The sequence below is a fragment of the Bradyrhizobium sp. genome (assembly GCF_035935975.1).
Lineage (GTDB): Bacteria > Pseudomonadota > Alphaproteobacteria > Rhizobiales > Xanthobacteraceae > Bradyrhizobium.
This window is the reverse complement of the sequence record NZ_DASYWN010000026.1, coordinates 26,785-52,571: the sequence shown is the minus strand read 5'-3', so window position 1 is coordinate 52,571 and position 25,787 is coordinate 26,785. Positions and strand designations below refer to the sequence as shown.

The following is a 25,787-nucleotide window of genomic DNA, read 5'->3' as shown; positions in this document are numbered from 1 at the left end:
CCGACCGGCTCGCCTCATGTGCTCAGTTCCACGGAGGCGAATACTCGGCGCCGCCCTTGGTCCACATCGCGTTGGGCGTGCCGGCACGATCGATGAAGTACGGTGTCTTGGGTCCGAGATTGCGGTCGTAGATCTCGCCGTAATTGCCGACGGACTTGATCATGCTCGCGACGAAATCGTCGGCGACGCCAAAATCCTTGCCGAAGCCGTCCTTCACGCCGAGGAATTTCTGCACGAAGGCAGTCTCGTCTTTCTGCCTGTCGGCCAGATTGGCCGATGTGATGTCCCATTCTTCCGCCTGGAACAGCGCGAACGTCGCCCAGCGCAGGAGGTTGCGCCATCTGGAATCGTTGGCGATGACGAAGCCGGCGAACGGCGACTTGTTGAGAGTCTCGGGCAGGATGGTGAAGTCGTCCGGCTTGGGCGAGTTGCCACGCCAGGCTGCAAGCGCGGATTTGTCCGTCGACATCGCGTTGCAGCGATCGCTCTGGAGCGCCCCGAACAGCTTCTCGAGATTCTCGAAGGTCAGCACCTTGGTGGTCTTGAAACCGCGCGCGCGCACGAAGCTGGCGAGCGTGGCTTCGGTGCCGGAGCCCTGCGTCGTGCAGATCGTCGCGCCGTCCAGTTCCGCAACGGATTTCACGCCGGATGACGATTTCACCATCATGCCGGTGCCGTCGTAGAAATTGATCGGCAGGAAATCGATGCCGATCGCGGATTCGCGCACCGGCTTGACGGTCGTGTGCGCGAAGACGACATCGGCCTGCCCGGTCTGCAAGGCGTTGAAGCGGCTCTTGTCGGTGACGATGACGAAGTTGACCTTGCTGGCGTCCCCGAGAACGGCCGCCGCCATGGCGCGGCAGAAATCGGCATCGAGCCCTTCGATCTTGCCGGTCTTGGTGTTGAGGTAGCCGAAGCCGGGGGCCGTGTTGTCGGTGCCGCAATTGAGCACGCCGCGCTGCTTGACGTTGTCGAGGACGGAAGCGGATGCACCGCTCGCCCACAGCGATGCTGCGGCGAGCACAGCGACCAGGAATTTCGAACGAGCCATCTGAGAACCCCTCTTTGCCTGTTGTCGTCCAACGCGTGTCAGCCGTGCCCGGGATGTGCTCCTCTTGTGACGACCCGAACTGCTCTGGGAATGAAGGCTACAGGGGCAAAACAATTCTGGTCTACTTAATTAATTTCGCGATATACGTAAGAATATCTGCATGATTGTGTTCTGGGCATTTGTGGGAGCTAACCGATGGATTTCGCCCGACTCCGCACGCTTCGTGAGCTTTCGCTGCGAAAAACAATGGCAGCGGTGGCCGAGGCCTTGTTGATCTCTCCGTCGGCCGTTTCGCAGCAAATCGCCCAGCTCGAGGACGAGACCGGCGTCGAACTGGTCGAACGCAGGGGCCGCGGCGTGCGGCTGACGCCGGCGGGGCAGCGTCTGGTGGACCATGCCGGGCGGGTCATCGGCATTCTCGAGGAAGCCAAGACCGACCTTGCGGAGCTGAAGAAGACTGTCGCCGGCGAGTTGCGCGTCTCGGCGTTTCCTTCCGTCGCCGCATCCCTGATTCCGCCGACGATCCGCGCGATGTCGGCCCGCTTCCCTGATCTCGCGACGATCTTCGAGGAGCTGGAGCCCGACGACAGCCTGGCCGCCTTGCGCGCCTGGCAAACGGACGTCGCGATCGTCGACGACCTCACGACGTCGGCGAGCCTCTCGGAGACGCAGGTCGAGATGCTGCATCTTCTCGACGACCACCTCCACGTCCTGCTGCCGCGCGACCATCCGCTGGCCGAGCGCCCTCACCTCACCCTGCCTGAGCTTGCGACGGAGCGATGGGTGCTCGACACGACATCCGCCACCTATTCAGACGTGATCGTCGGCGCCTGCCGCAACGCCGGCTTCGATCCGATCGTCAATGCCCGCTGCCACAGCTTTGAAGTGGTCCGGGCGATGGTCGAGGCAGGCTGCTCGGTCTCGATCAATCCGGGGCTGCGCGGGCGCGATCATATCGGCACGCTGCGCCTCAAGGAGATCCGGCCGATCATTACGCGGCGGATCTTCGTGGCGTTTCGCAGCGGTGAAAGGCGCAACCCGGCGATCGCCGAATTCGTCAAGGAGTTACGCGTGGTGGCGAATGCGATGACGGCGCGGCGGTGAAGGGCTGATTTTCGAGGCGTGCCCCGGACGCAGCGCAGCGTCTTTTCGACGGTGCGCTGCAGAGCCGGGGCCCATGTTGCAGTGATGCGTTGTGTGACTTCTGGGTCCCGGCTCTGCGCCGCAACGCTAAGGGCGTTGCAGCGCGTCCGGGACACGAGAGCACGCCGTGCTGCCGCTCATACGGCTTCATTGCGCACAGCGAAGACTCCGCTCCGCTCGCAATGACGGCGTCGACTATTCCTGATCGACGAGATCGTCCTCGAGGATCGCCATCTGGAACTGGAACGAGCGATCATCGTCCTCGTCATCGACGAAGAGCACGCCGATGAATTCCTCGCCGATATAGACCTCGGCGGAATCATCCTTCTTCGGCCGCGGCACGACGCGGATCTTCGGATTGCCGAATACGCGTTTCAGATACGCGTCGAGCTTTCTGACTTCTTTGACGTCCACGGCAAGTCTCCGATCGAAATTGCTCGGCGGGTTTTAGGACGAGACGCGACGAACCGCCAGCATGAATTGCCAAAGAATTTGGGGACGAAAAGGGCCGGAGAATCCGGCCCTTACACGCGAGCTCAAAGCCCCATCGCGTTGATCATCTGATCCATAGTGCGCGACGGCTCGGCACAGCCGGCCTCGCCGACGATCTTGGCGGGCACGCCCGCGACCGTGACGTTGTGCGGCACGGGCTTCACCACGACCGAGCCCGCGGCGATGCGCGCGCAATGGCCGATCTCGATGTTGCCGAGGATCTTCGCGCCGGCGCCGATCAGCACGCCATGGCGAATCTTCGGATGACGGTCCTCGTTCTCCTTGCCGGTGCCGCCAAGCGTGACGCCGTGCAGGATCGAGACGTCGTCCTCGATGACAGCGGTCTCGCCGCAGACAAAGCCGGTGGCGTGGTCGAGGAAGATGCCGCGGCCGATGCGCGCGGCGGGATTGATGTCGGTCTGAAACACCGCGGAGGCGCGGCTCTGCAGATAATACGCAAAGTCCTTGCGGCCCTTCAGCCAGAGCCAGTGCGCGAGGCGATGGGTCTGGATCGCGTGGAAGCCCTTGAAGTAGAGCAAGGGATCGATGAAGCGCGAGGTCGCGGGATCGCGGTCGTAGACGGCGACGAGATCGGCGCGGAAGGCGTTGCCGAGATCGGGATCGTCGCGCAGCGCCTCGTCATAGGTCTGGCGCACCAGATCGCCCGACAGCGCGGAGTGATCGAGCCGGTCGGCGAGACGATGGATCACCGAATCCTCGAGACGGCTGTGATGCAGCACCGTCGAATAGATGAAGGTCGCAAGCTCGGGCTCGCGGTGGACGATGTCCTCCGCTTCGCCGCGGATCCGGTCCCAGATCGGATCGAGCGATGCGAGCTTTCCTCCCGGATTGACCTGATGCACTGCCATGGGATCTGCTCTTTCAATGGGCTCGTTTGGCGGGTTCTATAGCACAGTCTAGGCGACAAAGTCCTGACGGGCTTGCCTGAGAGTGAACAGTGCCTTGCCCCCGCGAAAGCATGCCAACGCGTTGAAACACAACGATTTCTTCAGACGTCCCCAGACGGCAAGGTTGGCTCAAAATGGTCAGGCTTTTGGCAAATTCAAGTCGGGCGGCGTCAAACTATTGGTGAATTCTCTCCCAAGCTTTATTGCGGGCATGGTCCGGACGAGGACGGAGCGGAATTGACCACCACCACTGATCATTTGCGCGCGCGCGCCGCGAGCTCACTTTGGCTGCGGCTCGCCGCTCTGGCCCTGCCCCTCCTGCTGATCGCGCCGGCGTTCTGGAACGGCTATCCGCTATTGCAATGGGATACCGGCGGCTATCTGGCGCGCTGGTACGAGGGCTATCTGGTCCCCAGCCGCTCCACCGTGTTCGGCCTCTATCTGCATTATGGCGAGGGGTTCGGCTTCTGGATCAACCTCGCCCTGCAGTCGCTGGCGGCGCTGTGGCTGCTGCAGCTCACCCTGCGCGTGCTCGGCCTGATGCAAACGTCCCGCTTCGTCGCGATCAGCCTGGTGCTGATCCTGTCGACCGCGCTGCCCTGGCTCGCGAGCATGCTGCTCACCGACATTTTCGCGGGGCTCTCGATCCTGTCGCTGTTCCTGCTGGTGGTCGGTGGAGAGCGTACCTCGACGCTCGAAAAGATCTCGCTGTTCGTCTTCACCGCCTTTGCCGCCGCGACCCACAGCGCCACGCTCGGCGTGCTGCTGGGACTCTGCGTCGCCGGCTGGATGGCGCGGCCACTGGTCGGGCGCCGTCTCCCCGTGGCTGGACTGGCGCAGGCGAGCCTGACGATTGTCGTGGGCGGGCTGATGCTGGTGTCGGCGAACCATGCGCTGTCGGGCAAATGGGCCTGGACGCCCGGCGGCTACGGCGTCGCCTTCGGCCGCATGATGCAGGACGGCATCGTCGCGCGATTCCTCAACGACCATTGCCCGCGCGAAAACTTCAAGCTCTGCCCCTATCGCAACCAGTTGCCGGCGACCGCCGACGAGTTCCTGTGGGGCAAGAGCATGTTCAACACGCTCGGCCGCTTCGAGGGCATGAACGACGAGATGAGCTACATCGTCGTGCATTCGCTCGCCGACTATCCGGCCTGGCAGGCTGGCGCCGCCTTGCGGGCGATGGGGCAGCAATTGCTGCATGTGGCGACCGGTGAAGGCACCAATGGCTGGATCCCGCACACCTACGGCATCATCGAGCGCTACATCCCCGCCCAGATCGCGCCGATGCGCGCCGCGCGCCAGCAGAACTGGAGCCTCGATTTCGGCTACGTCAACTGGCTGCATGTGCCGGTCGCACTCGTCTCGATGCTGGCGCTGGTCGCGCTGCTCGCGCATGCGCTGGCGAAGCGCCGGCTGGACGATCTGACGCTGCTGGCTGCGACCGTGACGCTGGCGCTGCTCGGCAACGCCTTCATCTGCGCCGTCATCTCCGGCCCGCACGACCGCTACGGCGCGCGGATGGTGTGGGTCGCGACCTTCACCGTGCTGATGGCGCTGGCGCGCGCGCTCAGCGACGACGAGCCGGAAGACGAGATTTCAGCTGCGGCGTGAGAGGAAGTCGAGCACGCCGGTCTTGTAGACCTTGTCGCCGACCGCGCGCATGTGATCGCGACCCGGAATATCGAGCACTTCAGAGCCCGGAATGATGGCGCCGAGCGCGCTCGCGGATCCCGCCACGTCGTCGGTCGAGCCGACCGCGATCAGCACGGGCACTTCGATACGCGCCGCTTCCGCCTTCGTCATCAGATCGCGCGTGCCACGCAGGCACGCGGCGAGTGCCTTGCGATCGGAGCGGGTTTGGTCGGCGAACGCACGGAACGTGCGCCCCACGGGATCGGTGACGTCGTCGAGCGACGGCGCTTCCAGCGCCTTGGCGACGTTCTCGCCCGGCCCGGTGCCCTCGATCAGGCCGCCGATGCCGATGCCGCCGAGGATCGCCGAGCGCAGCCGCTGCGGCTCGTTGAGCCCGAGCCAGGCCGTCATCCGCCCGCCCATCGAATAGCCCATGATGTCGGCCTGCGGGATGGCGAGATGGTCCATCAGCGCGAGCACGTCGCCGGCCATGGTCGGAATCGAGTACTGCGTGGGCTCGTAGAGCTTCGCACTGTCGCCATGGCCGCGATTGTCCAGCGCAATGACGCGGCGGCCGTTCTTGCGCAGCTCCGAGACCCAGGTCGGATAGACCCAGTTCACGTTCTTGCTGGAGGCAAAGCCGTGCACCAGGATGATCGGCTCGCCCTCGCCTTCCTCGAGATAGGCAATTTCAACGGCGCCGTTGTGAAAGCTCGGCATCATCAGTTCCGCAGGTCTTGAGGGGGATGGGCTGATCTTAAAGCACGATCCGGAAAAGTGTGCAGCGGTTTTTCCTCGCGACAAACGTGGAACCCGTTTGCGCGGAAATTATGCCCAAACAATAACCCAAAAGCGTCTCGCGCTTCAGGCCGCCGCAGCCGAATCCGCCAGAGCAGCTTCGGCGGCAATCTGGGAATGGCGGAGGCGCCGCGCCCGCCTGCGATCGCACCAGGCCTGGGTCAGCCGCTCGGTGGTCGCCTTGATCGAGGACAACAGGCCGAACAGCGTCAGGGCCGCACTGAACAGCCAGAGCGCCAGATCGAACGCGCCGCTCATGAGCAGCAGCGCGCCGCGGCCGAGCAGCTTCATGATCGCGCGGGTCTTGCTGCCTTGTGCTTCCGCGAGCCGCGCCGCGCGTGCGACGTCTTTCGGGCCTTCGGCGATGCGCAGCGTATCCATCGCGCCGCGCGTGCCGGTCTTTTCGGCGACACGCGTCACGTCCTTGCCGAGCCGGACCAGCGCACCGGCCTTCTCGGCACGGAACGCCGCCTTGATCGCGCTCACGGTTTCGCCGGGACGGAACACCGAACCCTTGGCGACCGCGTTCTGCAGCATCGGCGCGTCGACCACTTCGCGTGCCGAGCGCCCGGCCCATTTGGCAAGCCCCTCGCCAAGCCGCCCGACCTTGCGGGCATCCTTCACCAGCGTCAGCCCGGCGCGCACCGGCGCGGCACCGCCAACGGAGACGTAGGTCACGGCCGTCACTGCGAGGCCGGCGGTCGCAAGGCCGAGCACGAGGTGGTCGGTGTCCTCGCCCATCGCGAGATGCTTGCCTTCCCGGACCACGTCCCTGACGTCGCCGATCACGAAGAGATCGCCGGCCACCGTTCCCGACAGGCTCGCGACATCGTCGGCATTGCCGGTGACGAGGCCGGTGGCAAACCGCTTGGCGAAATGCGAGGTCGAGTTCTCGTCCCTGACCGCATCGCTGACGCGGTTGAGCAGGTCGTCGGGAAGCGCGATGTTGCGCTCACGCGCCAGCGCGACAAAGCTGTCCGCGAGATCGGCATCGCCGGCGGCGAGCGCGGCCTCGATGTTGTCCTGGACCAGATGGTCGTTCTGCCGCAGCAGCGCATCGAGCTTGAGCTCGGAGAGCGCAGCCGGATCGTCCTGGGCAGCGAGAAGCGCGCCGGCTTCACGGGCGTGCGGCGCCACCTGCGCGAGCAGGAAGCCGCACGCGAGAATACCGGTCAACGCGGTGCTGATTCGCAGCCATTTCATGCGGGAAACCTGGACGGTCCTGAGATCATGCGCCCGATGATTCGTCTTTCGTCGCAAATGCGCGCGTCCACAGACATAGTATGCCAAAATTGCGACACAACGTCCCCGACGAAAGAAGGGCTTCTCTGGGGCGACAAGATTGTGTCGAATTTGCATGAGCAAATGAGCATGGGGCAGTTGCAACCTTTCGGTTCCGCTGGACTAGCAATCATCCGTACCCCCCAGTATGGTCCGCCGCGTCTCAAAAGATACCGCGTCAGCTCTGATTGTGTCTGCCGCCACTGCTACTCCAGGATGAGTTACGATGTCCGACCATGTCGTCCCGCACTTCCATAACGATGCCGGTGTCCCCGTCATCGAGATCGGCTCGCAAGAGTTCATGTGCGTGGGCGCCAACCCTCCGTTCGATCATCCGCACGTCTTCCTGGACCTCGGCAACGACAACGAGATCATCTGCCCCTACTGCTCGACGCTGTACCGCTTCGCGGCGGACCTGAAGGCCGGCGAAGCCCGCCCGCCGGAATGCGTCCTGAAGGACAAGGTGGCCTGACCGTATCCATCGGTCAGGGGTGGCGCTCTCCCGAACGATTGTCATCGCCGGTGCCGGCATCGGTGGACTGACGGCCGCTCTCGCACTCGCGGCCCGCGGCTTCCGCATCGTCGTGCTGGAAAAGGCCGAGCGGCTCGAGGAAGTCGGCGCCGGCCTGCAACTCTCCCCCAATGCCAGCCGCGTGCTGGTCGAGCTTGGCCTCGCCGATCGGCTGAAGGCGCGCGCCGTCGTCCCCGAAGCGGTCTCGATCATGAGCGCGCGGGCCGGCGGCGAGCTGCTGCGCATGCCGCTGGGTGAAGCCGCATCCGCGCGCGCCGGCGCCCCCTATTGGGTGGTGCACCGCGCCGACCTGCAATCCGCGCTCGCCGGCGCCGTCTCCGACCATCCCGATATCGACCTGAAGCTGGGGGCGAGCTTCGAGGACGTCGCGCCTCATGCCAAGGGGCTGACCGTTGTCCATCGCAGCGGCACGATCCGCCGCAGCGATCTCGCCAGCGCGCTGATCGGCGCCGACGGTATCTGGTCGACAGTACGCCAGCATCTGTTTCCCGAGGTGCAACCGCGCTTCTCCGGGCTGATCGCCTGGCGCGGCACGTTGGACGCCACGCAACTGCCGAAGGATTTCACCGCGCGGCGGGTGCAGCTCTGGATGGGCGCAAACGCCCATCTCGTCGCCTATCCGATCGCGGCCGGCCGCCAGATCAACGTGGTCGCGGTGCTGCCGGGCACCTGGAACAGGCCCGGCTGGAGCACGCCGGGCGATCCGCTGGAGGTGATGGAGGCCTTCGCCGCGCCAAGCTGGCCGCCGGCGGCGCGGATGATGCTGTCCGCGGTCGACAGCTGGCGGAAATGGGCGCTGTTCGGCGTGCCCGACGGCTGTCCCTGGAGCAACGGGCCGGTCGCGCTGCTCGGCGATGCCGTGCATGCGATGCTGCCCTTCGCAGCCCAAGGCGCCGGCATGGCGATCGAGGATGCCGCCGTGCTGGCGCAGCTCTTGAGCGTTGAAGCCGCCGAGAGCACGGCCGGCATCACTGCGGCGCTGACGCAATATGGCCGCGCGCGCCAGGCCCGGGTTCGGCGGGTGCAGCGGACCGCGCGGCAGCAGGGCCGCATCTATCATCTCGGCGGACCACTCGCGCTCGCGCGCGACGTTGCGATCCGCGCGCTTGGCCCGGACCGCATGCTGGCGCGGCAGGACTGGATCTACGGCTGGCGCCCGTGATGCGGGAGCAACAGTACCCTAGCGCTTCGGCGCAGGCTTGATCACCGGCGGTTGCGGCGTCGAAGCCGGCGGCGCTGCATTCGGCGGCGTCTCCCGGCATCTGTTGCGGCGCCAGGCATCTTCGGCGAGCTGCGCCTGACCGCGCACCGCGATGTAATCGTTGCGATAGGCGAGTTCAGCCACGACGGCGCCACCTGCCCCGGTCTCCGCCTTGTCCATCAGCCTCTGCAATTCGGCGGTGCGGGCCGCGAGCGCCTTGCGCTCAGGCTCGAGCTGCTTGCAGTCGTACAATTCGTATTTGCCGGGATCGGCAAAGGCCGGGGCGACCGTCTCGCTCATGCCGGCGCAGCCGGACAGCGCGGCGCCCGCAAGCAGCACAACAAGCGCGCCGCAACAGCGCAGCGGAGAGGAAAACGAAGCAACCATGCCGGATGAATAGTCCCCGTGGATTGAGAATGCCTAAAGCAGCAACAGATGTCCGGATTGAGGCTTTGCCTTGTGCGGCCGGCTCGCTTAAGGAAGAACCACCCACCCGGCCCGCAAAGCCCCAATTCCAGACGGCCGGACGTGGACTTAAGTGTTTGATCTCGTTGGATCAAGCGGGCATGGCGGAATTGGTAGACGCAAGGGACTTAAAATCCCTCGGTGCGCAAGCGCTGTGCCGGTTCGACCCCGGCTGCCCGCACCACGAGAGAGACGACCCGAGGCGAGCGCCCGGCGCCGCGACAGTCGGGGGCGGCCGTTATCCCTTGCTGAGATGTCTGAGCACGCCTCATGTCTTTTGGTAACCGCGTCCGTTCGGCTCAGTTGAGTGCACTTTCACCGCAATTCCCTGTGTTCTGCTTCACATTCCGGCGCAAGTTTAGGGTGTAATCTTTGTAGACACTCGCTTCGCCGCACAGTCCCGCGTTCCCGCTCGACTGGCAGAATCTGGAGCACCGCGCAGATGGCTACCACTTTGTCCGGACGGCGGTGCGTGATCCTGGTTCGGCACGCCCACCGTGATTTCGGATCCAACATTAAGGAATCCGCGCAAGCTATGGCCGGTTGGGCGGAGCCCTTGGAGAAGGCGAAAGTCCCCTACAAGCAGGACGGGCTTCCGCGGACGCTTGCGATCGCCAATCGTGTTCTGGATGAGCTGGCGCGCCTCTCAATCAACATAACCGAAGTCTGGCATAGCCCGCACACCGTGGCTCTCCAGACCGCGGAGGCGTACAAACACGCGATTGAAATGAGATCCGCGCCGCAGTGTTCCTTGCGGTCACGAATAGAGCTGGATCCTGACTCTAAACAGGCGTCCCCATCATGGATCGTAGGAGAATTCGCCGAAAGGCTGCCTCGCATTGCCGATCGATCTGCGATCGTCATTATCGGCCATCAGCCGATGTTGACGGTCATCGCCAGGAAGTTCGCAAGGAAGTTTTTAAGAAGACTGCCCGCCGACACCTTGCCCCTTGCCAACTCTGAAGCGGCGTGCATGGCGTTCGACGAGAAAGGAAAAGCGGTACTTCTCTGGATGCTCACCGAAAAATCGGATGATCTTCTCGAGGATTTGAAAGACAAGATCAAATCCAAATACGATGTGGCGAAATTCTTTCTCGGCGCATTTGTTGTCAACACGGGGTTCTTGTTCTCGAACACAATTTGGGGTGCAAAGGCTCCGACGGCCCTATGGCTGATCGTCTTCGGATTCCTCTTGGCGCTTATTGCGCTCGCGCTGACAGCGGCCACGCTCATGTCCTACGACAGTCTCCTGATGCCGGCGGAGTTTTGGAGCGGCTCGACACCGGTCGAGCCAAGAGCGGATGGCATCCAATTGCCGAAGAGATGGTCGGTCCACCGACCGCCGAGCCAAGCGCACGTTGTTCTCTTCTATGAAATGATACACGTCTGGCGGTTCTTCTTCATTCCTGCCCTCTGGTTCGCGCTCGCATCGATTGCAACCTTCATGGTGGCCATGGTCGTTCAACGTTTCAAAGGCCTGATCGGCCGGGAAGCCGGCGCTGCGGATCTGGCGTTAATGATCGGCGGCGCCGGGTTGGCTGCCGGGCTGGCACTTGTCGTGCCGCTGGTGATCTACCGACGGCTGTATGAGCCCCGACTCGGATTCGAGGATTGAGGGCGCACCACGGCGACGCGACGCTCAGGGTGCGATAAGGCGCTCTTCAGAGGACTCAAATCCCTCGGTGCGCAAGCGCTGTGGCGGTTCGCCCCCGGCTGCCCGCACCACTTGGGCTGATGGCGCAGGTCGCCGCGGCAGGATGCAGACGCGGGCTCGCGCCGCGCGACGCTCACGCAATCATTCGTTTACCAACACACCCTTCCGCTTGCGGAACCCTCCCACCGCAACCAACCTTTACTCGACTTTAGATCGTCTTCCCCTAAAGCGAATGAGGTCTGCATCCGTCGCTGCGGATCGCAGGGAAACGCGGAGCCCGGAGCGACCGGCTTCGATGGTGAGAGCTCTCATGGACGCGCGCGAGAATTGGTCGCAAGGCCGGGTTGGCGGAGCGCCCGCGGCGTTCGGACGCCTTTTGCACGGGCGCGAGGTCTATCTTTTCCTGATCGCGTTCCTGTCGGTGTTCTACCTGTCGAACGGGCCGATCCAGCTCGGCCATTACGACCTCGGCTGGCACATCGCCGCCGGCGACCTGATCCGGAAGCACGGCGCGATTCCGTTTCAAGACCCGTGGGCGTTCACGCTCGGCGACAAGCGCTGGTACAATCTGTCGTGGCTCTGGGACGTGATCGCCAGCGTGCTGTATCAGCACGCCGGCTTTGCCGGGATCGTCCTGCTCGTCGTCGCCTGCGGCGCGATCATCGTCGGATATCTGACATTCGCGGCCTTGCGCAGCGGCGCATCGGCCGCCGCCGTCGGCATCACCGTGTTCGCCTCCTGCCTGCTCTATCCCTGTTACGAGGCGGCGCCCAACACGTATCTCGCGGCCTCGCCCAATATCGCGACCATGCTGTTAGCGGTCGTGTTCTACGGCGAATGCCTGCGGCGGCGCGGATGGTTCCTGCTGCCCGTGATGATGGTGCTGTGGGTCAATCTGCATGGCGGCTTCATGCTGGCCTTTCCCATCATCGGCGTGTTCGCCGGCGTCGCCCTGCTGCGGCGGGATTGGGTGAACTTCGGGAACTACTGCCTCGCAGGCATCGGGTGCTTCGCCGCGATCTTCGCCAATCCGCTGGGCTGGCACATCTACGACGGCGTGATGGCGACGCTGGGCCACTTCATCCAGGCCAATATCGGCGAATGGCGTCCCTATCTCCACAACATGGAGATCCCCGGGAGCATTCCCGGCATCGCCTATGCACTGGCGTTCGTTGCGCTCGAGCTGACATATCGCAACTCGAGGCCCGTTCCATTGGAGCCGCGCCTGCTAGCGTGGCTGTTCCTGGCTCTCGGCCTCTATCAATTCAGGTACGCCGCGTTCTTCTTCATCTTCTCGACAGTGCCGATGGCGCTTCACGTCGACCGGCTGTTGCCCAAGAGCCTTGCAAGGTTCGACATCCGGCGCGCGATGCTGGCGGCAGGTGTCGTGGGTATCCTCGTGCTGCCGCTCGCCTACATCCAGGTGAGACCGGCGCTGGCGCTGCCGGAGATGCTGTCGCAGGAGGATGCCGACTATCTGCTGGCGCATGCCACGCATTCGCGCGTGCTGAACCACTGGAATTCCGGCGGGCTCCTGATCTTCCGCACGCACGGATCGGTCCCCATGTTCGTCGACGGACGGGCGGCGACCGCCTATCCGGACGATCTGCTGCGCGACTATCTCAAGCTGGTGCGGTGGGAGATCGACGAGGCGGCCTGGGACAATGTGATCAGGACGTACAAGGTCGATGCGGTGCTCTGGGTCAGAGGGCACGAGCAGCTCAGGCAATTCCTGGTGGGACAGCGGGGCTGGAAAGAGGAATATACCGGCGCGTATATGAGCCTCTACACCGCGCAGCCGGCCGCCGCGCGGTAGGATCAAATCGCCTGCGGAGTCGCCTCGCCTGACGGCTCACGCGGGAGCAGCAGCCAGAAGCAGATCAGCGCGATCGCAAGCTGGCCGAAGCCGCCCATGAAGGCGATACCCGAGACCGATGCCAGGGTTGGAATGGCCACCGCGATCGCGAGCACGGCCGCCATCATCGTCGCGGGCAGAGCGGGGACGAGAATGGCCGCATAGAGCGCCACCTCGAAGAAGGCATATTCCTTCAGCCGGGGCGCACAGAGATAGAGCGCATACATCGCGAGCACGGTGATGCGCATCGCGGCTTCAGGGTTTCTCATCAGCCAGTCGTCGAACGCGCGAAGCAGCGAGGTGTTAACGGCAAGGCCTTGCGCCTTCACCATGCGCCACACGGAGACGGCGAGTGGCGCGAGCACGAGCGCGACCGCGATGAGACCATAGAACACGGCCACGACCGGCTTGCTGCCGGCGAGCCCGACGCGGTCTGCGAGCGTCAACGACATGAACAGCAGCGACGGATTGACCTCGTTGCCCGGCGCATGCTGGCCGGGGATCTGGCCGAAGATCGCGCTCAGCCAACTCTTGAACAGGTCCGGATAGATCGCCAGCGACGCCAGGATCGGCAGGGCGAACATGGCGGCCGCGACCGCGATCAGGAGGAACTTGCGGCCTCTCGGCAGCGGCAGGAAATACAGCGCGGCGAGGACCGGGAAGAACACCAGCTTGAACGAGGTGACGAGGCCGAGCAGCGCAGCGCCGGCGAGTTGCGGCGCAATGCTCGCGCCGCCGCCATCAGACTGCGCGGGACGCAGCAACAGCGCCAGCGATGCCGCCGTGAAGAGGCCGCTGAGGATCGCGAAATTGCCGGTCGCGATGATCCATTCGAAGCCGAGGAAACCGCCAAGCGCGAACACGATCCGCGGCGCGACATCCTGCATACCGCCTCTACTCTTGCCGAGGCCCGGCAGCAGCAGCGCGCAGATCAGCGCGAGAACGAGAAAGATGGGCTTGTAATGCGCGACGAGAACGCCGCCGGCGCAGAGCGGACGAAACGCGTCGAGCGTCACGGGCAGATAGGGATAGGACAGCTTGGTGTCCTTCAGATTCTTGACGTAATAGGGATCGAGCCCCGCGACATGCGCATCGACCGCCGCGCAGTTCACCCGCGCGTCCCAGCCGAATGTCTCGTCCGCGCCGAGATCGATGGCGACGGACGTTGCGACCAGCACGGCCACGGCCAGGATGAAGCGGGTCAACCAGGTCCTCCCTGACGTGCCCGCAGCGACGGGGCGCTGTTGCCCGGAAACGACGGACGAGGCGAGACTTGTCATGAACGCGCGCTTTCCGGATCGAGGCGTCTGGGCTCGGCCCGAAAATCGAGCAGCAGGATCCAGAAGCATGTCAGTGCGACGATGAGGAGGGTGAAGCTGCCTTCGATCGTGTGGCCCATCATCGAGATCACCGCGGGCGCGAGAAGACCGACGACAAGAAGCGCGGCGAGCGCCAGGGCGGGAAGATCGACGACGAGGATCGCGGCATAGAGCGCGAGCTCGAAGAAGGCATATTCCTTGAGACGCGGCGAAGAGAGATAGAGCGCGAACATGGCCATCACCGTCACGCGCGCCGCGGTGCGGGGATGATCGATCAGCCAGCGATCCAGCCGCGCCAGCAGCGAGCCCCCTGCCCGCACCGGTCCGCTCCCGGCCGCACGCAGCACGGACAGCGCGAACGGCACAAGCACGAGCGCGAGGGCTGAGAGCGCATAAGTCGCGAACATGAGAAGCTTGCTGCCACCGAGCCCGGCATGCTCCATGAAACTCCGCGCCAACAGCAGCAGCGACGGATTGATCTCCACGATATCGACGGAATGCTGGTTCGGGATCTGTCCGGCAACCGCAAGCAGCCAGCTCGCAAACAGATCGGGATACAGCAGTCGCGACACCAGGATCGGCAATATGAAGCTGAAAGCCGCAACCGCGATCAGCGCCAGCTTGCGCGCGCGCGGCAGCGGCAGGAAATAGAGCCCCGCCAGCACCGGACAGAACACCAGCTTGAAAGAGGTCACGAGGCCGAGCAGCACGGCGCCGACGACGCGCAAGGGAAAGCCCTCGTCGTTCCATGCATCGGGTGTGGGCGGACGAAGCAGAAGGCTGAGCGCGATCGCGGTCAGCACGCCGCTCAGAATCGCAAAATTCCCGGATGCCGCCACCCATTCGAAGCCGACGAAGGCGCCGAGCGCGCAGAGCACCCTCAGCGCAACATCATTCGCGCTCGCGCGCGTTCGGCCGAGACCTGGCAGCAGCAGGCCGCACAGCACGGCCAGAACGAGATAGATGCCCCTGTAATGATCGACGATGAAGCCGCCCGCACATACCGGGCGAAACACGTCCAGCGTCACCGGCAGATAGGGATAGGACAGCCGCGTGCCTTTCAGATTCCTCACGAAGTAGGGATCGAGCCCCTCGGCATGCGCATCGACCGCCGCGCAATTGACGCGAACGTCCCAGCCATATTTCACGTCGAGCCTGGCGTCGTTGACGAGATTGCCGAGCACCAGCAGCGCGGTCAGCGCGATCAGGCCGAAAAGCCAGGCGTTGCGACGCGCAGCCATTCCGGCCGAAGGTCCGAACCATCGTGCTGTACCGGTGACGTCGGACACCGCGAAAATACCTGTCGTTCTGGGTTCCCTCGGCGCGCCCCACGCGGCGTCCGATCGGGCCACAATGGACAGGATGGGTTGCGGATTCATCTCTCGGATGCGGCGTCCCCGGTCTTATGGTGAACAGCTGGTTGCCGGCCGACAGACAAGGGCGGCGAGGAACCGGGTCACCCGCCGTCATGGCCTCAAACGGCCCAGCCGGCTAGCGCGGCGCGCGGGCCGCCAGCCAGGCATCGAGCGCTTCGCGGGTGTCCTGCGTCGCCGCCATGCGCGCGAACTGCTCGCTCTCGATGGCGAGGCCTTCGGAAATCGAGACATTGAGACCCCGCGTGGCCGCCGTGATGACCCGCGCGACCGCCAGAGGCGAATGCCGCGTGATGCGATCGGCCAGCGCGAAAGCTGCATCGAGAAGCTGCGCATGCGGGACGATACGGTTGACCAATCCCATCTCGAGGGCTCGCTGCGGTGAAAAGGAATCGCCGGTCAGAAGGTATTCCAACCCACGCTTGCGGCCTGCCAGCCGCGGCAGGCGCTGCGTGCCGCCGAAGGTCGGCGTGATACCGATGGCGATCTCGGGCTTGGCGAAGCTCGCCTGCTCGCTCGCGACGCCGAGATGCACGGCCTCCGTGATCTCGCAGCCGCCGCCGTAGGCGAGGCCGTTGACGGCGGCGATGATCGGCTTCGGAAACGCTTCCATTCGCGCGGTCATCCCCTGCCCGCGCCGCAAGAAAGCCTTCGCCGCGGCGTCCGGCCCGCGCTTCACGCTCTCCGAGAACTCGGCGATGTCGGCGCCGGCCGAGAAGGCGCGCTCGCCCGCCCCGGTCAGGACGACGGCACGAATGGTGGCGTCGTCCTCGATGCGGTCGAGGATCGCCATCAGGCGGTCGATCAACGCGTAGTTCAGTGCATTAAGCTTGTTGGGTCGGTTCAGGGTCAGCAGCGCGACGGTGCCGCGGGTTTCGGAGAGTATCAAGTCAGACAAGCGAGGCTTCCTTCCAGATCGAACAGGCCTGAAAGTCAGCCACACCGGTCTTGTTGTGTATACTCACTAGGAAGTATACATTGGGACCATGTCAGAAAGGGGCGACACTACGCGCGAGCAGATCGTCGTTGCGGCGACGCGCCTGTTCTATGGCGAGGGCATCAGGGCGGTGAGCATGGATGCGGTCGCCGAGAAGGCGGGCGTCACCAAGAAGACGCTGTACTACCACTTCACCAGCAAGGACGAGCTCGTCGCCGAAACCATTGCAGCGAGAGACCAGCCGACGCTGGAGCTCTATATGCGCTGGTTCGCCGAGACCGACGGCACAGTCGCGGACAAGGTCCGCGGACTGTTCACCAAACTCGGACGCTCCGTGAATACGCCGCGCTGGCGCGGCTGCGGATTCCTCCGCACCATCGCCGAACTCGCAAACACGCCGGCGCATCCCGCGGTCAAGGCCGGCGCCGCGCACAAGAAGCGCTTTGAAGCCTGGCTCGAAACCGAATTGCGCGGCCACGGCATCGCCGGTGCGGCCGCGCTCGCGCGCCAGCTCGTGATCCTGCTCGACGGCGCGACGACGGTGATGCTGATCCACCGCGACCTCGATTACGTGGAGACGGCGGGCCAATTGGCGCTCGGCCTGGTCGAGGCTGCTCAAAAGAGTGCCAGCGCTTGAGCCGCCTTTAACGCCTCGATGTGGTCGACACCCTCCCCCGCCTGACAGCCATCCCGAAACATGGGTTGTGCAACGCAGCATCGACGGTAGATAAGGGCTTGAATTTCAGAGGTGAGCTTCTTGTCCGACGTCAATGCCGACAGTTGGGTGTCCTCGGGACACCGTCCTATGGGTTTTCCCGAATTCGTCATCGTGATCGCGTCCATCATGGCGCTGAATCCGCTTGCGATGGACATGATGCTGCCGGCGCTGCCCAATATCGGGGCAGCCTTCAATATCCCCGTCGCCAACCATCTCCAGCTCGTGCTGTCGACCTTCCTGATCGGCTTCGGCGCCGGCCAGTTCATCATGGGCCCGTTGTCGGACCGCTTCGGCCGGCGCCCGGTGCTGCTCGGCGGCATGGCGGTCTATGCAGCGGCGAGCGTGCTGGCGGTTGCCGCGCCCTCGTTCGAGACGCTGCTGCTGGCGCGCGCGCTACAGGGCTTCGGCACCTCGGCGACGCGCGTGATCGCGACCTCGATCGTGCGCGATTGCTATGTCGGCCGCCGCATGGCCAGCGTGATGTCGCTGGCGATGATGATCTTCATCGCGGTCCCCGTGATCGCGCCCTCGTTCGGGCAGGCGGTGCTGCTGGTGACGCAATGGCGCGGCATCTTCGTCGTGCTGATGCTCTACGGACTGCTCGCGCTGGCGTGGTCGGTGCTGCGGTTGCCTGAAACCCTGCCGGTCTCGGAGCGCAGGTCGCTCGCGCCGGGTGACGTACTCGCGGCTTATTGGCAGACCGTGAGCAATCGCCAGACCATCGGCTATGCCCTCGCGGCCGGCAGCGTCATGGGCGCGCTGTTCGCCTATGTGTTCTCGGCGCAGCAGGTGTTCACCGGCATCTATCACCTCGGCCATTATTTCCCGCTCGCCTTTGCGGCGATCGCGGCCGGCACCGCCGTCGCGGGGTTCCTTAACGCCAGGTTTGTCGGGACCCTCGGCATGCGCGTGATCTCGCACGGCGCGCTGAGCCTCTACACCGCCGTCGCCGGCGTGATGCTGCTGACGGAAATCCTCGGCATGCTGCCGCTTCCCCTGTTCATGGTGCTCTCGGCGCTGATGATGTTCTCGTTCGGCATGATGGTCGCCAACTTCACCGCACTCGCCATGGAGCCGCAGGGTCACATCGCCGGCACGGCGTCCTCGCTCTACGGCTCGATCACGACGCTGATCGGCATCGTGGTCGGCATGGCGATCGGGCAAAGCTTTGACGGCACGCTGCTGCCGTTCTCGGTCGGCTTCTTCCTGTCGACGCTCGCCGCCCTTACGATCGTGCTGGTGGTGGAAAAGGGACGGCTGTTCAAGCCGCATCATCGCCCGATCAGCTGAGGAACTTCCCGGCGGCCTCGATGTTGTACTGCAGCAATTTGAAAGGCCGCGCCATGGAACTGGAACTCCGCAAAGACCCCAACGCCTCGGAACCGGCGGACACCAAGCGTTCCGAGCCAAATACGGAGCAGGCTGCGTTCAACGCACCGTTCGCCAGCGAGGGCCTCGAGCGCGTGCGCGACAGCCATTGCTGAGCACGCGCCCTACTCTGCGGCGCGTTTGCTGGCGCTGAAATCTTCGGCTGCGCCCTGCGGGGCCGTGCTTCTTTCTCGCGGCGGAACCATCAGCACCACCACCTCCCGCGTCAGGCCGGGCTTGCCCCATAGCGTTGCCTGGGCGGTGAACTCGCGCGTGACGAAATGCTCGGCGCGCGCGGACACCCACTCCATCCAACGGCCGCAATGGCCCTGGCCACGGAAGCAGACCGCGGCCCAGCCGCGGTCGAGCGTCGTCTTGCGCGGCAAGCCCCAATCATATTGGTACGCGAACGGCCGTGCATAACGCGGATGGTCGGGGCTGTAGAACGCCGTCGCAAAGGCCAGCGAATCGTCGCCGCTCACGGCGCTCAGCGGCTGCCCCGTCAGTTCGCGCCATTCACGCGTCAATCCGTTCGCCGCCTGCACATAGAAATTGCGGCCCTCTTCGTAGCCGTGCTGGTTGCGATAGACGGCATGGATCGGCGCTGCGACCAGGGCCGCGGCAAGCGCAACGCAGGCCACGAACACCGTGACATTGACGGTATAGAAGCGCTCGATCGGGTAGCGCGTGCCGCAAACGACGAGCACGACGAACAGGAACAACCCCTGCAGCGCCCATAGCGACGGCAGGTCCGTTCCCATCACGATCGACGTCAGCACCGGCAGCACGATCGTGCCGCTCGCAATATAGAAGAGAAGCCGCAGGCCCGGACTCATGGCCGCGAAGTCGGCCGGAAACTGCTTGAGCCGCGTCCCCGCGATCAGGACCCAGAGCACGGCCGCCACGCTCATCGCGGCCGCGAGGCCCAGCAGAAAGTTTCTGACCTCACCCATCGCACTCGCGGCGCTGCCGTTGGCGTGGGCCAGCGCATAGCCAAAGGTCGACGCGCCCGTCGTCGCCAGCCACCAGATGTGCGGCGACAGCACTGCGAGCCCGGTGGCCACCGAGATCCAGGGCGAGGCGGAGCTGAAATAGACGCGCCGCGCCGGATGCGCCAGCGCGGCGAAGGCAAAGCTCGCGACGAGGAAGATCGAGTAATATTTGCCGACCATCGCCAGCGCCGTCGTGCATCCCGCCGCGACGGCCCACAGCGGAGCGCGCGTCTCGAACGCGCGCAGGAAGCACCACGTCGCCAGCGGCCACGTCGCGAGCAGCACCGCATTGGCATTGAATCGCTGGGCATGGAATTGATAGGCCGGCGTCAGCATCAACAGCAGCAGCACCAGGATGCGCTTGTGCCCGGTGACGAATTGACGGGTGACCATGTCGACGAAGACCAGCGCCAGCCCGGCATTGACCATCGCCATCAATTGCAGCGACCAGTCGCTCAGCGGAAAGACCGAGGTCCAGACCGCGGCGACCCAGCCCATCAGGGGCGGATGCTTGTGGTAGCCGAAGGCGAAGTTCCGTCCCAGCGCCCAGGCCTCGAGCGTGTCGGGATGCAGGCCGCTGCCGGCATAGGCGATGGCGAGATAGAGCGTCCAGATCGCGACGAAGCACGCGATGAGAAGCGGCACCGCCCAGCCCGCCTCGATGCCGACCAGCCAGCGCAGAAACGGCCTGCGCCACGGCGCGGGCGCGCGATCGGACCGCTCGGCCATCGCCTGGAATGCAAAATCAATCGGCACTGGAATCGAATGCAGGAAGGAAGCGATGTGCGAACTGCGCACATCTATTTCAGAACAGAAACAAATAGCAATGATTGGAAACTGGAAGAGTTAAAAGCTCCGCGTCTCCAGCTGACGCGAAGCTGACAAACGACAACGGCGCCGCTGCCGACAGCGACGCCGCGTCACGTGGAAAACGGAAGGTGCGAGATGCACCCTCCGCACAGTCCGATTTATCCTATTCGGACTTGCTCATATTCCAGAACACCGGCGTTGCCGGGCCGTCGATCACGCCGGAGATCGACTTCCGCCACGCGCTCGGCGCCTGATACTGGCCGAGCGGGACGTAGAGCACCTGGTCATAGGTCTCCTTCTGAATCTCGGCCGCGATCTTCTTCTGGTCGTCGAACGAGGCCGCGCGAACGAACGCGTCCTTGAGCTGCTCGACCTTGGCATCCTCCGCCCAGCCGAACCAGCCGCCCTTCTTGCCCTGCCCGCCGACAGCAATGTTGGAGATCGGGTTCGACACGTCGGCGCTGACCCAGTTCGTGATGAACATGTTCCAGCCACCTTCCTTCGGAGGCTTCTGGCTGGCGCGCCGGCTCACCACCGTCTGCCAGTCGGTGGCCTGCAGGTCGACCTTGAAGCCGGCTTCGCGCAGTTGCTGAGCCACCACGATCGGCTGGGCCTTCAGTGTCAGCACATCGCCCGGCGCCATCAGCACGACGGGCGTCCCGTCGTAACCGGACTCGGCGAGCGCCTTCTTGGCCGCAGCAATGTCGCCGCCCTTCGCGAGGCTCTCACCGCCAATCTCTGTCGCGAACGGCGTGTCGCAGATGAAGACCGCGGCGCAAGTCTTGTAGTATTTGGGATTGCCGATCAGCGCATCGAGCACGTCCTTCTGGTTGACCGCCATGAGTGCTGCGCGGCGGACCTTGACGTTGTCGAACGGCGGATGAAGGAAATTCATCCGGGCGCCCGTCTGGAAGCCGAACTTGTTCAGGATCTCGAGCTTGAGCTCCTTGTCGGCTTCGATGGTGGGCAACATTTCAATGGCGGGAATTTCCATGAAGTCGATGTCACCCGACTGAAGCGCATTCAACGCGGTCTGCGCGTCGGGCATCGTGATCCATTCGACGCGATCGACCTTCACGATCTTGCCGCCCGCGGTCCAGCTCACCGGCTCCTTGCGCGGCACGTAATCGGTGTTCTTGACGTAAACCGACTTCACCCCGGGCTGGAATTCAGCCTGCACGAATTTGAACGGGCCGGAGCCGATCTGCTCGGGGATCTGCTTGTCGACGGGCGTCTCGGCGAGACGCTTCGGCATCATGAAGGCGACCCGCGAGGACGGCTTGCCGATCGAATCCAGTACGAGCGCGTACGGCTCCTTCAGCTTCAGCGTGATGGTCTTGGGGTCCGTCGCCTCGATGCTCGCGGTGAACAGCATCATCTGCTGCCCCATGCTATCGACAGCGGCCCAGCGCTTCAGGGAGGCAACGCAATCTTCCGCGGTGACCGGCGTGCCGTCATGCCACTTCAGACCGTCGCGAAGCGTGAAAGTGTAGGTCAGCTTGTCGTCGGAGATCTTCCAGTCCGCCATCTGCGGCTGGATCTTGAAATTCGAATCCGTCGCGAGCAGCGTGTCGTAGATCATGTAGCCATGATCACGCGAGATGTAGGCGCTGGTGAAAATCGGATCGAGGATGCGCAGGTCCGAATGCATCACGGCGGTGATGGTCCTGCCTGCGGCCAGAACCGGCGAGGCCAGTGCCGAAAGCGCCACGACTGAAATCGCAAGCGTTGAAATCGCAAATGTGGAGGCGAACGCCCGATACCGCCGGCGCATGGGTTGGAACACTGAAGCTCTCCTGCGAAGTTTTCTTGGGAAGGTCTGCTGAAAATTCTCCCGGCGAGCGGCGCCGCTGATGACAGCGGCGCCACGTGACGATCTTGATGAAGGGGGACTTACGCGCCCTCGCCTTACTCCGACTTGTCGATGTTCCAGAACACCGGGGTGGCCGGGCCGTCGAGCACGCCGGTGAGCGACTTGCGCCAGGCGCTCGGTGCCAGGTACTGGCCGAGCGGCACGTAGATCACCTGGTCATAGGCTTCCTTCTGGATCTCGGCCGCGATCTTCTTCTGATCGTCGAGCGAGGCAGCGCGGACGAAGTCGTCCTTGAGCTTCTCGATCTTGGCGTTCTCCGCCCAGCCGAACCAGCCCTTCTTGCCCTGGCCGCCGATCGAGAGATTGGAGATCGGGTTGGAGACGTCGGCGCTGACCCAGTTGGTGAAGAACATGTTCCAGCCGCCTTCCTTCGGAGGCTTCTGGCTGGCGCGCCGGCTCACCACCGTCTGCCAGTCGGTCGCCTGCGCGTCGACCTTGAAGCCGGCCTCGCGAAGCAACTGCACCGCCACCGTCGGCTGCGCCTTCAGCGTGACGACGTCACCGGGGACCATGACCACGACGGGCGTGCCGTCATAGCCGGACTCGGCGAGCGCCTTCTTGGCTTCCGCCATGCCGTTGCCCTTGACCAGCGTCTCGGAGCCGACATCGGTCGCCAGCGGCGTGTCGCAGATGAAGAACGCGCCGCAGATCTTGTAGTATTTGGGATTGCCGACGAGCGCGTCGAGCACGTCCTTCTGGTTCATCGCCAGGAACGCCGCGCGGCGGATCTTCGGATTGTCGAAGGGCGGATAAAGGAAGTTCATGCGCCCGAGGGTCTGATAGCCGAACTTGTTCAGCGTCTCGACCTTGAGGTCGGAATTGCCTTCAAGCACGGGCAGCATGTCCCACGGCGGCACTTCCATGAAGTCGATGTCGCCCGACTGCAGCGCGTTCACCGCGGTCTGCGCGTCCGGCATGGTGATCCACTCGACGCGGTCGACCTTCACGACCTTGCCGCCGGCGGTCCAGCTCGCGGCTTCCTTGCGCGGCACGTAGTCGGTGTTCTTGACGTAGACCGCCTTCACGCCGGGCTGGAATTCGCCCTGCACGAACTTGAACGGGCCGGAGCCGACCTGCTCGGGGATCTGCTTGTCCGGCGGCGTCTCGGCGAGGCGCTTCGGCATCATGAAGGGCACGCGCGAGGACGGCTTGCCGATCGAGTCGAGCACGAGGCCGTAGGGCTCCTTCAGCTTCAGCGTGATGGTCTTGGCATCGGTCGCCTCGAGGCTGGCCGTGAAGGTCATCATCTGCTGGCCCATGCCGTCGACGGCGGCCCAGCGCTTCAGCGAAGCGACGCAGTCCTCCGCCGTCACCGGCGTGCCGTCATGCCATTTGAGGCCGTCGCGCAGCGTGAAGGTGTAGGTCAGCTTGTCGTCGGAGATCTTCCAGTCCGCCATCTGCGGCTGGATCTTGAAGTTCGAATCCGTCGTGATCAGCGTGTCGTAGACCATGTAGCCATGGTCACGCGTGATGTAGGCGGTGGTGAAGATCGGGTCGATGATCCGCAGATCCGAATGCATCACCGCGGTGATGGTCTTGCCGGCCGCAAATACCGGCGAGGCCATCGCCGTGGATAGCGCGACGACCGACAGCGCAAGTGTGGAGGCGAACGCGCGACGCCCCCGGCGCATCAAGTTCAACATAAAAGTTTCTCCTGACGTGAAACTGTTCAAAGGCAGGTTATTGATTGAGCATTCGGTGCGTTCCTTGGGCGAACTAACCTCATGCAATGCCTTTATCTTTCGAGACTTGCAGACAGTCTTGAGCGCGTCAATCCGGTTTCGGTGCAGCCCATGGCGTCGCACGCACGGGCTCCACAAAGATCGGATTAGCTCTACAACTCTCTCCGCTTGTCCTGCCCCGCGGCAATGCAATGCGCGTTCCACCTTTCGCAGCTTGAGAGACATTAGGATGAATCCAGCCAATCTTCCCTTCGATTCCGAGGCCATGCTCGAGGGCCTGCGCACCTGGGTGGAATGCGAAAGCCCGACCTGGGACGCGAGCGCGGTGAACCGCATGCTCGATATCGCAGCGCGGGATATGGCGATCATGGGTGCGACGATCGAACGCATCGCAGGCCGTCAGGGCTTCGGCGGCGTCATCCGCGCGCGCTTTCCCCATCCGAAACAGGGCGAGCCGGGCATCCTGATCGCCGGACACATGGATACCGTCCACCCGGTCGGTACCATCAAGAAGCTGAAATGGCGGCGCGAGGGCAACAAATGCTACGGCCCCGGCATCTACGACATGAAGGGCGGCAACTACCTCTCGCTGGAAGCAATCCGGCAGCTCGCGCGCGCTTCGTTCACCACGCCGCTCCCGGTCACCATCCTGTTCACGCCGGATGAGGAAGTGGGAACACCCTCGACGCGCGACATCATCGAGGCCGAGGCCGCGCGCAACAAATATGTGCTGGTGCCCGAGCCCGGCCGCGCCGACAACGGAGTCACCACCGGACGTTACGCCATTGCGCGATTCAATCTCGAAGCGACGGGCCGGCCGAGCCATGCCGGCGCCACGCTGTCGGCGGGACGCTCGGCGATCCGCGAGATGGCGCGGCAGATCCTAGCGATCGACGCGATGACGACGGACGACTGCACCTTCTCGGTCGGCGTCGTGCATGGCGGACAATGGGTCAATTGCGTTGCCACGACTGCGACCGGCGAGGCGCTGTCCATGGCCAAGCGCCAGGCCGATCTCGACCGCGGGGTCGAGCGTATGCTGGCACTGTCGGGCACAGCGAATGACGTCACCTTCAAGGTGACGCGCGGCGTGACACGTCCGGTGTGGGAGCCGGATGCCGGCACGATGGCGCTGTATGAAAAGGCGCGCGGCATCGCCAAGTCGCTCGGCGCGGAACTTCCGCATGCGAGTTCCGGCGGCGGCTCCGATGGCAATTTCACCGGCGCGATGGGCATTCCGACACTCGACGGCCTTGGCGTGCGTGGCGGCAATGGCCACACGCTGGAAGAGTTCATCGAGGTGGACAGCCTCGTCGAGCGCGGCCGCCTGATGGCGGGCTTGCTGGCGACGCTTGAGTAATTGAATCAACTTTGCACTGCACAATACGTTGGCAGTCGCGGTTGAAATTTAGCCTTGTCTAAAAATGAGGCGCATCGTACTGCTCGATGGTCCACGCGACGATGCGGGAGAGATCGCAACGAGGGTTTCGGCCCTCTTTGCGGCGCCGACGGAGCAACCGCCCCGGAAACTCTCAGGCAAAAGGACTGTATCGTCAGGACGATCTGGAGAGAGACGGCACGATCTAGACGTCGTGACGTCCACCGAAGGGGATAGTCCGAAGCTGACCTCGCCGAGGTCCGCGTCGGATCAAGCTCTCAGGTAACCGTGACAGATGGGGCGCCGCCAACGGCCTTTGGCC

General features: G+C 64.2%; 22 protein-coding genes, 1 tRNA gene and 2 riboswitches. Of the genes, 11 read left to right on the top strand and 12 right to left on the bottom strand.

Annotated elements, in window-relative coordinates; genetic code table 11:
- Positions 1 to 22: 22 nt before the first annotated feature.
- A complete protein-coding gene (locus tag VGR99_RS14345; protein ID WP_326899091.1) occupies positions 23 to 1,051 on the bottom strand; it encodes a transporter substrate-binding domain-containing protein in 1,029 nt (342 codons plus the stop codon).
- A 195-nt stretch (positions 1,052 to 1,246) separates the two neighbouring features.
- On the opposite strand from VGR99_RS14345, the gene VGR99_RS14340 reads away from it, so the two are divergent.
- Positions 1,247 to 2,155 carry a LysR family transcriptional regulator gene (locus VGR99_RS14340; protein WP_326899090.1) on the top strand — a complete coding sequence of 303 codons (909 nt, stop codon included), beginning with the start codon at positions 1,247 to 1,249 and terminating at the stop codon, positions 2,153 to 2,155.
- 234 nt (positions 2,156 to 2,389) lie between these two features.
- Here VGR99_RS14340 and VGR99_RS14335 read toward each other — a convergent pair whose 3' ends face one another.
- Positions 2,390 to 2,608, bottom strand: a complete 219-nt coding sequence (locus tag VGR99_RS14335) for a DUF3126 family protein (RefSeq protein WP_007602550.1) — start codon at positions 2,606 to 2,608, stop codon at positions 2,390 to 2,392.
- 122 nt (positions 2,609 to 2,730) lie between these two features.
- Positions 2,731 to 3,555 (bottom strand): serine O-acetyltransferase, encoded by an 825-nt coding sequence (gene cysE, locus VGR99_RS14330; RefSeq protein ID WP_018647046.1) that lies wholly within the window; start codon positions 3,553 to 3,555, stop codon positions 2,731 to 2,733.
- A 276-nt stretch (positions 3,556 to 3,831) separates the two neighbouring features.
- On the opposite strand from cysE, the gene VGR99_RS14325 reads away from it, so the two are divergent.
- Positions 3,832 to 5,208, top strand: a complete 1,377-nt coding sequence (locus tag VGR99_RS14325) for a hypothetical protein (RefSeq protein ID WP_326899071.1) — start codon at positions 3,832 to 3,834, stop codon at positions 5,206 to 5,208.
- On the opposite strand, the gene VGR99_RS14320 is transcribed toward VGR99_RS14325, so the two are convergent.
- Together VGR99_RS14320 and VGR99_RS14315 are read right to left on the bottom strand one after the other, a co-directional pair.
- On the bottom strand, positions 5,194 to 5,949 hold the full coding sequence (locus VGR99_RS14320; protein ID WP_326899174.1) for an alpha/beta hydrolase: 756 nt from the start codon (positions 5,947 to 5,949) through the stop codon (positions 5,194 to 5,196). The genes VGR99_RS14325 and VGR99_RS14320 overlap by 15 nt on opposite strands.
- Positions 5,950 to 6,093: 144 nt before the next feature.
- Entirely contained in the window at positions 6,094 to 7,230 is a 1,137-nt protein-coding gene (locus VGR99_RS14315; RefSeq protein WP_326899070.1) for a hypothetical protein, read from the bottom strand.
- Between the two features lie 304 nt (positions 7,231 to 7,534).
- Between VGR99_RS14315 and VGR99_RS14310 the strand changes: the two genes are divergently transcribed.
- Both VGR99_RS14310 and VGR99_RS14305 read left to right on the top strand, forming a co-directional pair.
- On the top strand, positions 7,535 to 7,780 hold the full coding sequence (locus VGR99_RS14310; protein WP_007602543.1) for a zinc-finger domain-containing protein: 246 nt from the start codon (positions 7,535 to 7,537) through the stop codon (positions 7,778 to 7,780).
- Positions 7,781 to 7,799: 19 nt separating this feature from the next.
- Positions 7,800 to 9,002 carry an FAD-dependent monooxygenase gene (locus tag VGR99_RS14305; RefSeq protein WP_326899031.1) on the top strand — a complete coding sequence of 401 codons (1,203 nt, stop codon included), beginning with the start codon at positions 7,800 to 7,802 and terminating at the stop codon, positions 9,000 to 9,002.
- An 18-nt stretch (positions 9,003 to 9,020) separates the two neighbouring features.
- Here the strand turns inward: VGR99_RS14305 and VGR99_RS14300 are convergent, their stop codons facing one another.
- Complete coding sequence (locus tag VGR99_RS14300; RefSeq protein WP_326899030.1) at positions 9,021 to 9,428, bottom strand: twin-arginine translocation pathway signal; 408 nt, start codon at positions 9,426 to 9,428, stop codon at positions 9,021 to 9,023.
- A 173-nt stretch (positions 9,429 to 9,601) separates the two neighbouring features.
- Between VGR99_RS14300 and VGR99_RS14295 the strand changes: the two genes are divergently transcribed.
- The 3 genes from VGR99_RS14295 to VGR99_RS14285 all read left to right on the top strand — a co-directional run bounded on the left by VGR99_RS14295 (position 9,602) and on the right by VGR99_RS14285 (position 12,976).
- A tRNA-Leu gene (locus VGR99_RS14295) sits at positions 9,602 to 9,690 on the top strand.
- Positions 9,691 to 9,948: 258 nt separating this feature from the next.
- Positions 9,949 to 11,121 carry a hypothetical protein gene (locus VGR99_RS14290; RefSeq protein ID WP_326899029.1) on the top strand — a complete coding sequence of 391 codons (1,173 nt, stop codon included), beginning with the start codon at positions 9,949 to 9,951 and terminating at the stop codon, positions 11,119 to 11,121.
- A 334-nt stretch (positions 11,122 to 11,455) separates the two neighbouring features.
- Positions 11,456 to 12,976, top strand: a complete 1,521-nt coding sequence (locus VGR99_RS14285) for a hypothetical protein (protein WP_414645122.1) — start codon at positions 11,456 to 11,458, stop codon at positions 12,974 to 12,976.
- A 2-nt stretch (positions 12,977 to 12,978) separates the two neighbouring features.
- Here the strand turns inward: VGR99_RS14285 and VGR99_RS14280 are convergent, their stop codons facing one another.
- The 3 genes from VGR99_RS14280 to VGR99_RS14270 all read right to left on the bottom strand — a co-directional run bounded on the left by VGR99_RS14280 (position 12,979) and on the right by VGR99_RS14270 (position 16,605).
- The gene (locus tag VGR99_RS14280) at positions 12,979 to 14,220 is read right to left on the bottom strand and encodes a hypothetical protein (RefSeq protein WP_326899028.1); all 1,242 of its coding nucleotides are present in this window, start codon (positions 14,218 to 14,220) and stop codon (positions 12,979 to 12,981) included.
- A 71-nt stretch (positions 14,221 to 14,291) separates the two neighbouring features.
- Positions 14,292 to 15,575 carry a hypothetical protein gene (locus VGR99_RS14275; RefSeq protein ID WP_326899026.1) on the bottom strand — a complete coding sequence of 428 codons (1,284 nt, stop codon included), beginning with the start codon at positions 15,573 to 15,575 and terminating at the stop codon, positions 14,292 to 14,294.
- 250 nt (positions 15,576 to 15,825) lie between these two features.
- Positions 15,826 to 16,605 carry a crotonase/enoyl-CoA hydratase family protein gene (locus VGR99_RS14270; protein ID WP_326899025.1) on the bottom strand — a complete coding sequence of 260 codons (780 nt, stop codon included), beginning with the start codon at positions 16,603 to 16,605 and terminating at the stop codon, positions 15,826 to 15,828.
- Positions 16,606 to 16,693: 88 nt separating this feature from the next.
- Here VGR99_RS14270 and VGR99_RS14265 point away from each other — a divergent pair, with 88 nt between their 5' ends.
- The 3 genes from VGR99_RS14265 to VGR99_RS14255 all read left to right on the top strand — a co-directional run bounded on the left by VGR99_RS14265 (position 16,694) and on the right by VGR99_RS14255 (position 18,846).
- A complete protein-coding gene (locus VGR99_RS14265; protein WP_326899024.1) occupies positions 16,694 to 17,281 on the top strand; it encodes a TetR/AcrR family transcriptional regulator in 588 nt (195 codons plus the stop codon).
- A 120-nt stretch (positions 17,282 to 17,401) separates the two neighbouring features.
- Positions 17,402 to 18,652, top strand: coding sequence for a multidrug effflux MFS transporter (locus tag VGR99_RS14260; RefSeq protein ID WP_326899023.1), 1,251 nt, complete (start codon positions 17,402 to 17,404; stop codon positions 18,650 to 18,652).
- A gap of 53 nt (positions 18,653 to 18,705) precedes the next feature.
- Positions 18,706 to 18,846, top strand: a complete 141-nt coding sequence (locus VGR99_RS14255) for a hypothetical protein (protein ID WP_326899022.1) — start codon at positions 18,706 to 18,708, stop codon at positions 18,844 to 18,846.
- A gap of 9 nt (positions 18,847 to 18,855) precedes the next feature.
- On the opposite strand, the gene VGR99_RS14250 is transcribed toward VGR99_RS14255, so the two are convergent.
- The 3 genes from VGR99_RS14250 to VGR99_RS14240 all read right to left on the bottom strand — a co-directional run bounded on the left by VGR99_RS14250 (position 18,856) and on the right by VGR99_RS14240 (position 24,048).
- The gene (locus tag VGR99_RS14250; RefSeq protein ID WP_326899021.1) at positions 18,856 to 20,451 is read right to left on the bottom strand and encodes a glycosyltransferase family 39 protein; all 1,596 of its coding nucleotides are present in this window, start codon (positions 20,449 to 20,451) and stop codon (positions 18,856 to 18,858) included.
- Positions 20,452 to 20,695: 244 nt separating this feature from the next.
- Positions 20,696 to 22,318 (bottom strand): ABC transporter substrate-binding protein, encoded by a 1,623-nt coding sequence (locus VGR99_RS14245; protein WP_326899020.1) that lies wholly within the window; start codon positions 22,316 to 22,318, stop codon positions 20,696 to 20,698.
- Positions 22,319 to 22,440: 122 nt separating this feature from the next.
- Positions 22,441 to 24,048, bottom strand: coding sequence for an ABC transporter substrate-binding protein (locus tag VGR99_RS14240; protein WP_326899018.1), 1,608 nt, complete (start codon positions 24,046 to 24,048; stop codon positions 22,441 to 22,443).
- 268 nt (positions 24,049 to 24,316) lie between these two features.
- On the opposite strand from VGR99_RS14240, the gene VGR99_RS14235 reads away from it, so the two are divergent.
- Positions 24,317 to 25,447, top strand: coding sequence for a M20/M25/M40 family metallo-hydrolase (locus VGR99_RS14235; RefSeq protein ID WP_326899017.1), 1,131 nt, complete (start codon positions 24,317 to 24,319; stop codon positions 25,445 to 25,447).
- A 94-nt stretch (positions 25,448 to 25,541) separates the two neighbouring features.
- Positions 25,542 to 25,645, top strand: a riboswitch (glycine riboswitch).
- A 3-nt stretch (positions 25,646 to 25,648) separates the two neighbouring features.
- Positions 25,649 to 25,762: riboswitch (glycine riboswitch) on the top strand.
- Positions 25,763 to 25,787 lie beyond the last annotated feature (25 nt).